12 protein-coding genes are annotated in these 13,002 nt (G+C 68.8%); 3 read left to right on the forward strand and 9 right to left on the reverse strand.

Going from position 1 to position 13,002, the window contains the following annotated elements:
• Positions 1-18: 18 nt before the first annotated feature.
• Positions 19-1,986, forward strand: a complete 1,968-nt coding sequence (locus MT347_RS03215) for an alpha-1,4-glucan--maltose-1-phosphate maltosyltransferase (protein WP_243499016.1) — start codon at positions 19-21, stop codon at positions 1,984-1,986.
• Positions 1,983-4,118 (forward strand): 1,4-alpha-glucan branching protein GlgB, encoded by a 2,136-nt coding sequence (gene glgB / locus MT347_RS03220; protein WP_243498031.1) that lies wholly within the window; start codon positions 1,983-1,985, stop codon positions 4,116-4,118. Before MT347_RS03215 ends, glgB begins: the two co-directional genes overlap by 4 nt.
• Before the next feature lie 49 nt (positions 4,119-4,167).
• On the opposite strand, the gene MT347_RS03225 is transcribed toward glgB, so the two are convergent.
• Positions 4,168-5,100: a tetratricopeptide repeat protein gene (locus MT347_RS03225; protein WP_243498032.1), complete on the reverse strand. Its 933-nt coding sequence runs from the start codon at positions 5,098-5,100 to the stop codon at positions 4,168-4,170.
• The gene (locus MT347_RS03230; RefSeq protein WP_243498034.1) at positions 5,097-6,902 is read right to left on the reverse strand and encodes a glycosyl transferase; all 1,806 of its coding nucleotides are present in this window, start codon (positions 6,900-6,902) and stop codon (positions 5,097-5,099) included. Before MT347_RS03230 ends, MT347_RS03225 begins: the two co-directional genes overlap by 4 nt.
• A gap of 172 nt (positions 6,903-7,074) precedes the next feature.
• Between MT347_RS03230 and MT347_RS03235 the strand changes: the two genes are divergently transcribed.
• Entirely contained in the window at positions 7,075-8,148 is a 1,074-nt protein-coding gene (locus MT347_RS03235; RefSeq protein ID WP_243498036.1) for an AI-2E family transporter, read from the forward strand.
• Positions 8,149-8,150: 2 nt separating this feature from the next.
• Here MT347_RS03235 and MT347_RS03240 read toward each other — a convergent pair whose 3' ends face one another.
• The 7 genes from MT347_RS03240 to pyrH all read right to left on the reverse strand — a co-directional run bounded on the left by MT347_RS03240 (position 8,151) and on the right by pyrH (position 12,909).
• Positions 8,151-8,873, reverse strand: a complete 723-nt coding sequence (locus MT347_RS03240) for an alpha/beta hydrolase (RefSeq protein ID WP_243498038.1) — start codon at positions 8,871-8,873, stop codon at positions 8,151-8,153.
• Positions 8,873-9,160: a hypothetical protein gene (locus MT347_RS03245; protein ID WP_243498040.1), complete on the reverse strand. Its 288-nt coding sequence runs from the start codon at positions 9,158-9,160 to the stop codon at positions 8,873-8,875. Before MT347_RS03245 ends, MT347_RS03240 begins: the two co-directional genes overlap by 1 nt.
• 9 nt (positions 9,161-9,169) lie before the next feature.
• Positions 9,170-9,886 (reverse strand): transglycosylase SLT domain-containing protein, encoded by a 717-nt coding sequence (locus MT347_RS03250; protein WP_243498042.1) that lies wholly within the window; start codon positions 9,884-9,886, stop codon positions 9,170-9,172.
• 49 nt (positions 9,887-9,935) lie between these two features.
• A complete protein-coding gene (locus tag MT347_RS03255) occupies positions 9,936-10,508 on the reverse strand; it encodes a DivIVA domain-containing protein (RefSeq protein ID WP_243498044.1) in 573 nt (190 codons plus the stop codon).
• Positions 10,505-11,554 (reverse strand): phosphatidate cytidylyltransferase, encoded by a 1,050-nt coding sequence (locus MT347_RS03260; protein ID WP_243498046.1) that lies wholly within the window; start codon positions 11,552-11,554, stop codon positions 10,505-10,507. The genes MT347_RS03255 and MT347_RS03260 overlap by 4 nt, the downstream gene beginning before the upstream one ends.
• Positions 11,555-11,559: 5 nt before the next feature.
• Positions 11,560-12,114, reverse strand: coding sequence for a ribosome recycling factor (gene frr, locus MT347_RS03265; RefSeq protein WP_243498048.1), 555 nt, complete (start codon positions 12,112-12,114; stop codon positions 11,560-11,562).
• Between the two features lie 75 nt (positions 12,115-12,189).
• Entirely contained in the window at positions 12,190-12,909 is a 720-nt protein-coding gene (gene pyrH, locus MT347_RS03270; protein WP_243498050.1) for a UMP kinase, read from the reverse strand.
• Positions 12,910-13,002: the final 93 nt, after the last annotated feature.

The following is a 13,002-nucleotide window of genomic DNA, read 5'->3' on the forward strand; positions in this document are numbered from 1 at the left end:
GTCACTCCGCGCATCCCCATGGCCCTGCCGCATCCGAGTGTGCCCGGCGGGTCCTTCCGGCCGTCGGCCTACGTGGGCGAAGCCGTGCCGTTCACGGTCACCGCGTTCCGCGAGGGCCACGACCGCATCGGTGTCAACGTGCGACTGTTCTCGCCCTCGGGCGACGAGTCGCTGCACCGCCTGAGCCCCCTCAACGACGGCTTCGACCGCTGGTCGACGCTCGTCGCCCCGCTCGAGCAGGGCGTGTGGCGGTTCCGCTTCGAGGCGTTCGCCGACGACTTCGCCACGTGGGAACACGCCGCCGAGCTCAAGATCGCTGCCGGCGTCGACACGCAGCTCATGCGCGAGATGGGCGCGCAGCTCTTCGACCGCGCGCGCGGCGAGAAGAAGCGCCCCGGCGCCGACAAAGACGCTCTATACGACGCCGCGCGCACTCTCCGCGACCTCGACGTGCACGACGACGTCGCCCTGTCGGTCGTCCGCGACCCCGCCATCGCCGCGCTGTTCGCCGCTCGGCCGATGATGGGGCTGGTCTCGGTGGGCCGGGATGCCGAACTCCTCGTCGAGCGCGAACGCGCGGGCGTGGGCGCCTGGTACGAGTTCTTCCCGCGATCCGAGGGAGCGACGCGCGCCGAAGACGGTTCAGTGGTCAGCGGAACGTTCCGCACCGCCGTCGACCGTCTTCCCGGCGTCGCCGACATGGGCTTCGACGTGCTGTACCTGCCGCCGATCCACCCGATCGGCGAGACCAACCGCAAGGGCCCCAACAACACGCTCGTCACTCAGCCGGGAGACCCGGGATCGCCCTGGGCGATCGGTGGCGCGGCCGGCGGTCACGACACGGTTCACCCCGACCTCGGGACTCTCGAGGACTTCCGTGCGTTCGTGGCGGCGGCGCGCGAGAACGGCATCGAGGTCGCCCTCGACCTCGCACTGCAGGCCTCCCCCGACCACCCCTGGGTCGCCGAGCACCCCGAATGGTTCACGACCCTCCCGGACGGCTCGATCGCCTTCGCCGAGAACCCGCCCAAGAAGTACCAGGACATCTACCCGGTCAACTTCGACAACGACCCCGACGGCATCCGTGCCGAGGTCCTGCGTGTCGTCCGCCACTGGATCGCCCAGGGCGTGACCATCTTCCGGGTCGACAACCCGCACACGAAGCCCCTGCAGTTCTGGGAGTGGCTCATCGCCACGGTGAGTGCCGAAGAGCCCGGCGCCGTGTTCCTCGCGGAGGCCTTCACGCGACCGGCTCCCCTGCAGGGTCTGGCCATGGCCGGCTTCCAGCAGAGCTACACGTACTTCACGTGGCGCAACACCAAGGAGGAGCTCGAAGAGTTCCTCGGTTCCCTGGCGCACGAGACCGACGACTTCCTCCGCCCGAACCTCTTCGTCAACACCCCCGACATCCTCACGGAGTACCTGCAGTACGGCGGGCGCCCGGCCTACAAGATCCGCGTCGCCATCGCCGCGACCGCGGCGCCCACCTACGGCGTCTATGCCGGATACGAGCTGGTCGAGAACGTCGCCCGCCCCGGCTCCGAAGAGAACATCGACAACGAGAAGTACGAGTACAAGTTCCGCGACTGGGCCGGCGCCGAAGAAGAAGGCAGGTCGCTCGCCCCGTACCTGCGCATGCTCAATGCGGCGCGGCACGCGCACCCCGCACTGCGGCAGCTGCGCAACCTCGACGTGCACTGGAGCGACGACGACGCGGTGCTCGTGTACTCCAAGCACCTGCCGGCCGAGCTGTCGCCCACCGGCGCCTCCGACACGATCATCGTCGTGGCCAACGTCGATCCGCACTCGGCCCGCGCGACCACCGTCCACCTCGACACGAGCGTCTTCGGCATCGAGCCGGGCACGTCGTACGACGTCGAAGACCTCGTGACCGGCCAGGTGTGGACCTGGGCCGACCACAACTTCGTACGTCTCGACGCTTTCAGCGAGCCCGTGCACATCCTGCACGTCAAGGAGAACCGATGACCCTGCTCCCCACCGACATCCTCGACGCCGTTGCCCACGGCGCCCATCACGACCCGCACAGCGTGCTCGGTGTGCACGAGACCGGCGACGGGTGGGTCATCCGCGCGCGTCGTCCGCTCGCCCGCGAGGTCGTCGCCGAGATCGCCGATGGCCGCCAGGTGCCGCTCGAGCACGTGCGCGGCGGCATCTGGGAGGCGCACGTCGAGGCGTCCCCCGGTGCCTACACGGTGCGCGCGAACTACGACGGCACCGAGCACGTCGCCGATGACGGCTACCGCCACGCGCCCTCGATCGGGGAGCTCGACCTGCACCTCGTCACGGAAGGACGCCATGAGGAGTTGTGGCGCGTCCTCGGCGCGCATGTGCGCGAGCTCGATGGATCGCGCGGTGTGGCCTTCACGGTGTGGGCACCCGATGCCCGTGCCCTGCGGGTGATCGGCGACTTCAACGGCTGGGACGGCTCCGGCAGCGCGATGCGTTCGATGGGTGGCAGTGGCGTCTGGGAACTCTTCATCCCGGGCATCGGCACCGGCACCCGCTACAAGTTCGAAATCCTGACCCGTGGCGGCCAGTGGATCGAGAAGGCCGACCCGATGGCGCGCCTCGCGGAGGTCCCGCCGGCCACGGCGTCCGTGGTGACCGAGTCGGAGTACACCTGGGCGGATGACGCCTGGATCGAACACCGCTCGTCTACCGCCCCCATTGATCGACCCATGTCGATCTACGAGCTGCACCTCGGCTCGTGGAAGCAGGGCCTGTCATACCGCGATGCGGCCGACCAGATCATCGACTACGTCGGTGCCCAGGGGTTCACCCACGTCGAGTTCCTCCCGCTGTCGGAGCACCCGTTCGGGGGGTCCTGGGGCTACCAGGTGTCGGGATACTACGCCCCGACCAGCCGCTTCGGCGACCCCGACGACCTGCGCTACCTGATCGACCGCCTCCACCAGGCCGACATCGGCGTGATCATGGACTGGGTCCCCGGGCACTTTCCGAAGGACGACTTCGCCCTCGCCCGCTTCGACGGCGAAGCCCTCTACGAGCACCCCGATCCGCGCCGCGGCGAGCACAAGGACTGGGGCACGCTCATCTTCGACTACGGCCGCAACGAGGTGCGCAACTTCCTCGTCGCGAACGCGTTGTACTGGTTCGAGGAGTTCCACGTCGACGGTCTGAGAGTGGATGCCGTGGCCTCCATGCTCTATCTCGACTACTCCCGCAACGAAGGCGAGTGGGCGCCGAACCAGTTCGGCGGGCGCGAGAACCTCGAGGCGATCCGTTTCCTCCAGGAGGTCAACGCGACCTCCTACAAGCGCTACCCCGGCATCGCGCTCATCGCCGAAGAGTCCACCAGCTTCCCCGGTGTCACTGCACCGACCTCGGCGGCCGGGCTCGGCTTCGGGTTCAAGTGGAACATGGGCTGGATGAACGACTCCCTGCAGTACATCGGGCGCGACCCCATGTACCGCTCGCACCACGAAGGGGAGCTGTCGTTCTCGTTCGTGTACTCGTTCAGCGAGAACTTCGTGCTCCCGATCAGCCACGACGAGGTCGTGCACGGCAAGGGCAGCCTGTTCGGCCGGATGCCGGGCGATCACTGGCAGAAGCTGGCGAACATGCGCGCCTACCTCGCCTACATGTGGGGCCACCCGGGCAAGCAGCTGTTGTTCATGGGCCAGGAGTTCGGCCAGATGTCGGAGTGGTCGGAATCCCGCAGCCTCGACTGGTGGATGCTCGACCAGCCCGCCCATCGACAGCTGCACGACTTCGTCGCCGAACTCAACCGCGTGTACAAGGATCAGGCGGCGTTGTGGTCGCGTGATCACGACGGTGCGGCGTTCTCGCGACTCGGGGCTCCCACGTGGAACCCGAACGTGCTGTCGTTCGCCCGACGCGATCACCACGGCAACACCGTCGCCGTCGTCTGCAACTTCTCGGGCGTTCCCCTGGGCGACTTCCCGCTTGACCTCCCGGAGGCGGGCACCTGGAACGAGATTCTCAACAGCGACGCCGAGGTGTTCGGCGGATCGGGCCAGGGAAACCTCGGCGCCGTCACGACCGATGCCCGCGGGGGCGCGACGCTGACGCTCCCGCCCCTCGGCGTGCTCTGGCTGCATCACCGCGCCGGCTGAGCCGGAGACGACGAAGGCCCCGTCCTCGGACGGGGCCTTCGTGCGTGGATCAGAAGAGCAGGGATGCCAACCGGGTGCGCGCGCGGATGACGCGGGCGTCGTCGTCCCCGATGAGGCCGAACAGCTCCAGCAGGCGCTCGCGCACGGGACCGCGTTCGTCTGCGGGAAGCGTGGCGAACAACTCGAGCAGTCGACCGAAGGCGTCGTCGACGTGTCCACCGACGACATCGAGATCGGCGACGAGGAATTGGGCGTCGAGTCCCGTGGGCTCCGCGGCCGCCGCCGCGCGCGCCGCCTGCAGGTCAGCGCCCTGCACGCGGTCGAGCAGGCGCACCTGCCCGAGACCGGCACGGGCGTCCGCGTCGCGCGGGTTCTCGGTGAGAGCCTGCTCGTAGGCCGTGATCGCTCGGGCGTAGTCGCCCTCCTCGATGGCGGCGAACGCCTCGGCGTGCAGTGGCGGGAGCGGCTCCTCGGCCGGAGAGTCGGTGGGTGCGGCACCGTCGACCGGCACCGTGCCCGTCACTCCGTGCTGAGCAGCCAACTGCAGCAGCTGGTCGAAGACGTCGCGCACCTGCTGCTCGGGCACCGCCCCGGTGAACAGCGGCACCGGCTGTCCGGCGACGAGCGCGAGCACCATCGGGATCGACTGCGCGCGGAAACCCTGAGCGAGTTGCGGGTTGGCGTCGACATCGACCTTGGCCAGCACCAGGCGCCCACCGAGTTCGATGACCACTTTTTCGAGCGCGGGGCTCAACTGCTTGCAGGGTTCGCACCACTCGGCCCACAGGTCGATGACGACCGGGACCGTGCGCGAGAGTTCCAGGACGTCGCCGAAGGTGGCATCCGTCACGTCGAAGACGAGCGGAGTCGCACCGGTCGCCGGGGCATCAGCGCCCGCGGCGGAGGGCGCCGGCGGACGGTTACGCAGCGACGACAGGTCGACGGCGCCGCGCAGGACGGAACCGGGGGCGGGAGTGCTCACGGGGACACCTTCGCTTCGAGGAGGCTGGATCGATAGCCGAGCAGGCGGATCTTGTCGTCCGACCCCTGGCTGGGGACGTAGAAGAACACCTGGTCGGAGTAGGTCGTGGTGAACCCGGTCGCAGACTGGTCGACACCGGTCAGCGCCTTCACCGCGGGGTTGTTGTCGAGCTTGATGACCGCGTCGGCGTTGGTCGGCTTCGCCGTGTCGCTCTCGTACACGTTGACCGCGACGATGGCCCCGGTGTCGAGGGTCGCCAGGGCGATCGGCTCGGCAGGGCCGGCGGAGGCCGAGAAGCTGATCTCGGCGGTGCCGGCTCCGGTCTGGTTCAGCTCGTCGGTGCGCTTGGTCTTGTTGTCCTGGATGGCGGCGAGGAGCAGGTCGTTGGCGGTGTCGAACTTCGCGTACGACGGGCTGCTCTGACCGTTGTTGATGACGTCGGCATACGCTGCCGCCACGTTCTCGGGTGCGAGCGAGAGGAACGACGAGTCCGGAGCGACCTGCGTCGCCCCCACGTAAGGCGCGGCGAGCTCGGGGAGGTTGGTCGAGGCCTCGAGGTTTCCGACGTAGGACGCCTTGTACTCGTCCCACGGGGTCTCCTGCGACATCATCATGATCGTCGTCGTCGGAGTCGCGGCATCCGCGGACTCCACGACCGTCATGAGCGTGCGCGGCCAGATGCCCGTGGTCTGCGGCAGGACGATCTGCACCGGCTCGGCCGGGATCGCCGGCAGGGCGGCTCGATCGGGGATCGCTGCACGCAAGGTGTAGTTGGTCTGGCGCTCGGCCAGAGCCGGGCCGGACAGGCGTTGGGCGGCGGCGGTCGCGTCGAGGGCGGCATCGGCCTGAGCGACCGTCGATGACACGCGTGAGACGATGCGCTGCGCCTGCGCTTCGGTGACGGCGGGCGGGAACTGCCCCTCGGGCACGATCACCGTGGGGGTGGGACTCGGCGATTCCTCGGCCGTGAACTGCGGCCAGGCATCGGCGGAGCAGCCGGCGAGGAGGGCGACGGAGACGCCGAGCGCGGGGACCGCGATCAACGCGCGGCGCCCGCCGAGCGCACCGCGCGCGCGGGAACCCCGACGGTTCGGGGTCTCGCTGATGATGCCCTTCGCCCCGGCGCCGGTGTCGACCGTGGAGATCGGCTCGGTGACCGGAAGCGGAAGACCCTTGCGGCGCGGACGACGAGAGCGACGGACGTGCCGGATGCCGAGGAGGTAGAGCACGAGACCCGCGAGCAGCACGATGCCGCCGCCGACGATCAGAGGACCGGCCCACGGGGTGGAGTCGTCGACGGGCCAGCTCACGCTGACGTTGGCGGGAGCCGGGGCGGTGCCGTCGGACGCGATCAGCACGCTCATCTCGCTCGGCAGCTGGAGCGTGGCGGACAGGGTGCCCGTCTGCTCGTACTCGTCGAGCCAGAGGTCGGAGTCGACCGGGCTGCGGCCGGCGGCCGCGGCGCTGGTGGCGGTGACGGTGGGCTGTATCTCGGTGGTCTGCACGACCCCCTCACCGTCCACGGTCACGGCGGTGTAGGGCACGTCGGCCAGCCAGGCTTCCACGTCGTCGGTGCGGCCGTAGGCGGCGAAGACCTCGCCATCGCCCTCGACGCGCAACGTCTGTGCACCCGGCACACTCGTCAAAAGCGCGCCGTCCACCAGCGTGTAGGCCGACGTCCCCTCGGTCTGGACGGTCGCCGAGGCTTCGGACGGCCCCTGGAACACCGTCCTCTGGGCGATTCCTGCACCGATCATGACGGCCGCGATGACGAACGCCACCACAGCCCAGACGAATCTCACGCTTCACACCATCCCCACCGGCAGCTCGGGCGCTGCCGAAGAATCGACGTTTCAGACTATCCGAGGGCGGCTGAAAGTTCGCGGCGAAGCCGGTCGTGCGCTCGTGACGCCGCGTCGTCAGTAGTCTGACGTCACGGGCACGAACGCCCGGCTGAGGCGGGAGTCTGGCGGCATGAAGATCCACAACCCATTCCGGGTCGCACTGCTGGCAACGCTCGGCGTCGGGGTCGGCCTGCTGCTCATCGGCAGCGTCCAGAATCTGTCGACGATCCTCCTCTACGTGGGCACGGCGCTGTTCCTCTCTCTCGGCCTCGACCCGGTGGTGTCGTTCCTCGAGAGGCGCGGCCTCCCGCGCTGGGCGGCGGTGCTCATCACGATCCTCGGCGTGCTCGGGATCTTCGCGGGGATCATCGTCATGGTCGTGCCGATCATCGTCGGACAGATCGCTCAACTCGTCGTCCAGGTGGAGCAGCTGCTGCAGCCCGATCGCTGGAACGAGGTCGTCCGGCAGGTGCAGGACTGGGTGTCTGCGAACCTCCCGTGGCTGCGTCTGGATGACGTGTGGGCCGGGGTACAGCAGTGGATCTCCACTCTCGACGTCGGTTCCATCTCGACCATGATCGGCAACAGCCTCCTCACCGTCGGCGGAGCGGTGGCGGCGGGCCTGGGCGGCGCGTTCATCGTGCTCATCCTGACGATCTACTTCACGGCATCCACCCCGTCGCTGAAGTCGGCGGTGTACCAGCTCGTGCCCGCGTCCAAGCGCGCGCGGTTCATCGAACTCGCCGAGAAGATCACCGACTCCGTGGGCTACTACGTCATGGGCCAGGTCAGCCTGGGCGTCATCAACGGCGTGCTGAGCGCGATCTTCCTGTCGATCATCCAGGCACCGTTCCCCGCGGTGCTCGCGGTGATCGCCTTCTTCTTCTCGCTCATTCCCCTGGTGGGCACGCTCACCGGATCGACGATCATCGTGTTGAGCTGCCTCATCCCGGGTGTCGGATCACCCACCATCGCGATCATCGCTCTGGTGTACTACCTCGTCTACATGCAGATCGAGGCGTACGTGATCTCGCCGCGCATCATGAACCGCGCGGTCTCGGTGCCCGGGTCCGTCGTGGTCATCTCGGCGCTCGCGGGCGGCGCGCTGCTCAACCTGCTCGGCGCCCTCATCGCGATCCCCGTGGCCGCCAGCATCCTGATCATCTACCGCGAGGTCATCATCCCCCGGCAGAACGAGCGCTGACCTCAGTCGGCGATGTCGCCGTCCCACTCGACCGCCAGCGGCAGCGCATCGGGGTTGACCGCGGCGACGATCTCGGTGAGCACGCGGCGGGTCTGCGTCTCGCCCACCCACAGGTGCTTGCCGCCCTCGACGGCGATGAGCGTGGCATCCGGAACCGAGGCGAATCGCTCTTGCGCCTCGTCAGGGCGCAGGTAGTCGTCGAACTCGGGGACGACCACCACCATTCGCCGCGCATCTCCGGCCCACGCCGCCACCTCTTCGGCGGTCGCCCGGTGCAGCGGGGGCGAGAGCAGGATAACGCCCTCGACGTCGTGGTCGCGCCCGTACTTCAACGCGAGCTCCGTACCGAACGACCACCCCACCAGCCACGGCCGCGGGAGACCCCGCTCGCGCACGAAGTCCACCGCCGCGGCGACGTCGAACACCTCGCTCGCTCCCCCGTCGAACGATCCCTCGCTCGTGCCGCGCGGCGACGTCGTGCCGCGAGTGTTGAACCGGAGCACGGCGAGATCCGCGAGGGCGGGGAGGCGTCCCGCGGCTTTGCGCAGGATATGCGAGTCCATGAACCCACCGGCTGTCGGCAGCGGATGCAGCGTCACGAGCGTCGCGATCGGCACGCGGTCGACCGGTAGCGCCAATTCTCCAACAAGGGTGAGCTCGTCGACCGTGTGCAGCTCGATGTCTTCTCGACGAGCGGGAAGCAGAACGGGTCCGCGAATCTCCATCAGGCGATCCTCCAACAGTGAGTGTGCCAGTGTCGGCGTGCCGCCAGGTCGGCGGCGTCGCCGAGCACGCCATCGGCGCGCCAGACGACGAGATGGGCGGTCGCCGCCGAGACGGTGCGTCCGCACCCGGGGCAGATGTAGTCCTTCTGCGCCTGCGGCGCCGAGATGGGCTGCACCGTCCACTCGATACCGCGCTTGACCTCCGTGCGCTTCCAACCCGCGATCAACCGATCGAGCGAGTCGTCGCCTCGACCGGGATCCGGGCGGCGCTTACGGGAGCGGGGCATGGATGCCGCTCACCACCAGTGATTGTTGGTCCAGAACGCGTAAGCGCCGGCCCAGCTCCCGTAACGGCCCGTCGCGTACCCGGTGGCCCAACGAAGATTGTCGACCGGGTCGTACCCGTTGCCGGGCACCTTGCTGCAGGGAAGGGCCTGAACGAGACCGCAAGCTCCCGACGAGCGGTTGGTGGCGTTGGGGTTCCACCCGCTCTCACGGCTGACGATGTAGTCGACGTAGCCCATGTCGCCCTCGGCGATGCCCGCCGCCGCCATCCACTCGGCAGGCGCGCCGCCACCGGTGTAGAACAGGGGGCCGGAGCTGCCCGCCGACGACTCCGCGTCGGACTCGCTCGACTGCGTCGGGGTGGGCGTGGGTGTCGGGGTGGGCTTGGGCTTCACGTAGACGTTGTAGCTGGAGCGGTCGAGCTGCGGCGCCTGCTTCTCGCCGAGAGTCGACACCGCCTGCGTGTCGTCGAGGCCCTCGGCGTAGAGCGTGACCGTGCGGGGCTCGTCGGCCTGCGCGGGCTGGAGCGCCGCGCCCATCGGCCCGACGTAGGCAGCCGCGAACAAAACCGCTGCACACGCCCCGAATGCGCCGACGACGCCCCGACGGCGCGACCAGCGGGGTGCCGCCCGATGCGGGAGCACCGGAGGGATGACGTCGACACCCGCCTCGCCACGACGGGCGACGCGGGAGGACGAGGAGCGTGAGGGGTGCGAACCGGAAGTCACAGTGTCGACGAGTCTACCGAGCCGCGGAGACGGGTGCCATCCGCGCCGGTCACCCGACGGCGAGCATCACTTCGACGACGGCGTCGAGTACGGCATCGACCTGGGCCTCGCGGTATCCGCCCCGCTGCATCCGGAACGCCACTGCGCGCACCTGCTCGGGCGTGACGGTTTCGCCCGCCGCAAGATAACGCGCCGCGCGGTCGGCGACGACATCGACCTCGTCGACCCGGTAGCCGTAGCGCAGGATGCCGACTCGTTCGAAGCGCGATCCTCTCGGGCGACGGAGTCGGTCCAACACCACCTGCGCGGTGTCGCGTGTCTCGGCGACCCAGGCGCGCGCACCCAGACGCGAGAGAGCGTGCTCGCGCTCGCGGGCCGCGAACGCGTCTTCGACACGACCGAGAGCGGCATCCACGGATGTCACCGAGTAGCCGCCGCGCACGAGGGGGAAGGCCGCCGCACGCACCTCGGACGACCGCAGGGCACCCACGTCGTCGCTCTCGAAGACCTCGCGCGCGCGGGCGAGGAACGCATCGACGGCGCGCTTCTCGTAGCCTTTGGACCGACCCGAGTCGGGGAACGGGGTCGCTTCGACCTTGTCGTGGATCGGCGTCTCGGTCATGACACTCCCAACGGGGCGAGCAGATAGTAGGTCACGAGCGCCGCCGTGGCCGACGGCAGGATCGAGTCGAGGCGGTCGAGCACGCCGCCGTGCCCGGGCAGCCACGAACTCATGTCCTTGATGCCCAGATCACGCTTCACCATCGACTCGCCGAGGTCGCCGACGGTGGCGGTGGCGAGCACGACCGCGCCGAAGATCAACCCCGCCCACCAGGGGACCTGCAGCATGAACACGGCGAGCAGAGCGCCGGCGACGAGAGCGGCGACGCAGGCGCCGGCGAAGCCCTCCCACGTCTTCTTGGGACTGATCCGAGGGGCCATCGGATGCCGTCCACCCCGGCCGAAGGTGAGCCCCGACACGTAGGCCCCGGTGTCGGCGGCGACGGCGAGGATGATGAACGCGAGGACCCACCATTCGCCGCGGAGCTGGGCGAGCAGCACCACCGCCATGCTGGTGAGGAAGGGCACGTACAACTGCACGAACCCTGCGACCAGCACGTCCCCGATGACGTCGATCGGCGCCCGACCGTCGGCGGTGAACATCTGCGCGGTCAAGCGCCACACGATGACGACCACCACAGCGACGAGGGCGGCGATCCAATGCACCCACGGCCCGAGGAAGAATCCGCTGAGCAGGAGCAGCGAGCCCATCACGAGTTGCGGAACGACGTCCACACGGCGTCCGGCGACCTGGAGGGCTCGGGAGAACTCCAGCACCCCGAGAACCATGGCCGCTCCCGCGAAGAAGACGAACAGCCACTTGACAAAGATGAGCGAGGCGACAAGCACCGCGCCGATTCCGACACCGATCACGGTCGCGACGATGAGGTCGCGACCGGTGCGCTGCTTCAGCCGTTCGTTCGCTTGGCCGAACTCGGCCCGGGCGTGAGCGATGTGCTGCTCGGCATCCGTGCGCATGGCGCGCAGCTGCGACTCGATCGCCGTCACGCCCTCTCCGGTGATCGCTGAACGGCGCGCCGTCGCTTCCCGGCGGGAGTCGGGCGGATCGACCGGCTGATCCTCGCCGATCTCAGGGGCATCGGTCATGCGGGTCAGACCTCGAGCAGCTCAGCCTCTTTGCGCTTCAGCGCCTCGTCGATCTGGTCGACGTGCGTGCGCGTGACGGTGTCGAGCTCCTTCTCAGCGCGGACGAGCTCGTCTTCGCCGACGTCGCTCTTGAGAGCGTCGAGGTCGTCCTTGGCCTTGCGGCGCAGGTTGCGCACCTGCACCTTGGCGTCTTCGCCCTTACCGCGCACGATCTTGACGTACTCTTTGCGACGGTCCTGAGTGAGCTCGGGCATGGTGACGCGCACGATGGTGCCGTCGTTGGTGGGGTTCACGCCCAGATTGGGCATGTCGCGGATGGCCTGCTCGATGGCCTTCAACGCCGACTTGTCATAGGGGTTTACGACGAGCGTGCGCGCCTCGGGGTTGTTCAGCGACGCGAGCTGCGCCAGAGGGGTCGGCGATCCGTAATAGTCGACCAGCACCTTCTGGAACATCTGGGGGTTCGCGCGCCCGGTACGGACGGTCGCGAAGTCCTCCTTGGCGGCCTCCACGGCGCGATCCATGCGCGCTCCGGCATCGGCGAGGACATCGGCGATCACGGTGACTCCATTCGTTGGGACTGACGTCTCAGTCTAGCCGCGTGCGGGCCCGGCTTCCCGGGCCCGCACGGCGCGTCACGTGGTGACGAGCGTGCCCATCGTCTCGCCGAGGAGGGCGCGGGTGACGTTGCCGGCGGGCTCCATGCCGAACACGCGCATGTCCATGCCGTTGTCCATGCAGAGGCTGAAGGCGGTGGAATCGACAACCTTCAGGCCCTTCTGCAGAGCGTCGTTGTAGGTCAGGTGATCGAGCCGGGTGGCGCTCGGGTCGACTCGCGGGTCGGCCGTGTAGACACCGTCGACGCCGTTCTTCGCGACGAGCACCTCGGTCGCGCCGATCTCGAGCGCGCGCTGCGCCGCGACGGTGTCGGTCGAGAAGTACGGCAGTCCCGCGCCGGCGCCGAAGATGACGACGCGCCCCTTCTCGAGGTGGCGCACGGCGCGACGCGGGATGTAGGGCTCGGCGACCTGGGTCATCGAGATCGCCGACTGGACGCGGGTAGCCGCTCCCGCCTGCTCGAGGAAGTCCTGGAGCGCGAGGGAGTTCATCACGGTGCCGAGCATGCCCATGTAGTCGGCGCGCCCGCGGTCCATGCCGCGCTGGCTCAGCTCGGCGCCGCGGAAGAAATTGCCTCCACCGACCACGATCGCGATCTCGACACGGTCCACCGCCTCGGCGATCTCCCGCGCGATCTGACTCACGACATCCGGGTTCACGCCCAACTGGCCGCCCCCGAACGCCTCCCCCGACAGCTTCAGCAGTACTCGGCGCCGCGTGCTGGCTTCATCGATCACGTGTGGTGTCCTCTCGTCTTGAACAAATTAGCTTCCCGCCCGCGCCGACCGATACGACCCCCGGGCAGGGAAAAGGCCCGGGATGCCATGGCA

This window comes from Microbacterium sp. VKM Ac-2923, from assembly GCF_022815605.1.
Lineage (GTDB): Bacteria > Actinomycetota > Actinomycetes > Actinomycetales > Microbacteriaceae > Microbacterium.

Bases quoted from the DNA above. Each gene is read 5' to 3' on its own strand.
- MT347_RS03245 (WP_243498040.1), bottom strand. From the start codon at position 9,160: ATGCCCCGCTCCCGTAAGCGCCGCCCGGATCCCGGTCGAGGCGACGAC.
- MT347_RS03215 (WP_243499016.1), top strand. From the start codon at position 19: ATGGCCCTGCCGCATCCGAGTGTGCCCGGCGGGTCCTTCCGGCCGTCG.
- glgB (WP_243498031.1), top strand. From the start codon at position 1,983: ATGACCCTGCTCCCCACCGACATCCTCGACGCCGTTGCCCACGGCGCC.
- MT347_RS03235 (WP_243498036.1), top strand. From the start codon at position 7,075: ATGAAGATCCACAACCCATTCCGGGTCGCACTGCTGGCAACGCTCGGC.
- MT347_RS03260 (WP_243498046.1), bottom strand. From the start codon at position 11,554: ATGACCGATGCCCCTGAGATCGGCGAGGATCAGCCGGTCGATCCGCCC.
- MT347_RS03240 (WP_243498038.1), bottom strand. From the start codon at position 8,873: ATGGAGATTCGCGGACCCGTTCTGCTTCCCGCTCGTCGAGAAGACATC.
- MT347_RS03255 (WP_243498044.1), bottom strand. From the start codon at position 10,508: ATGACCGAGACGCCGATCCACGACAAGGTCGAAGCGACCCCGTTCCCC.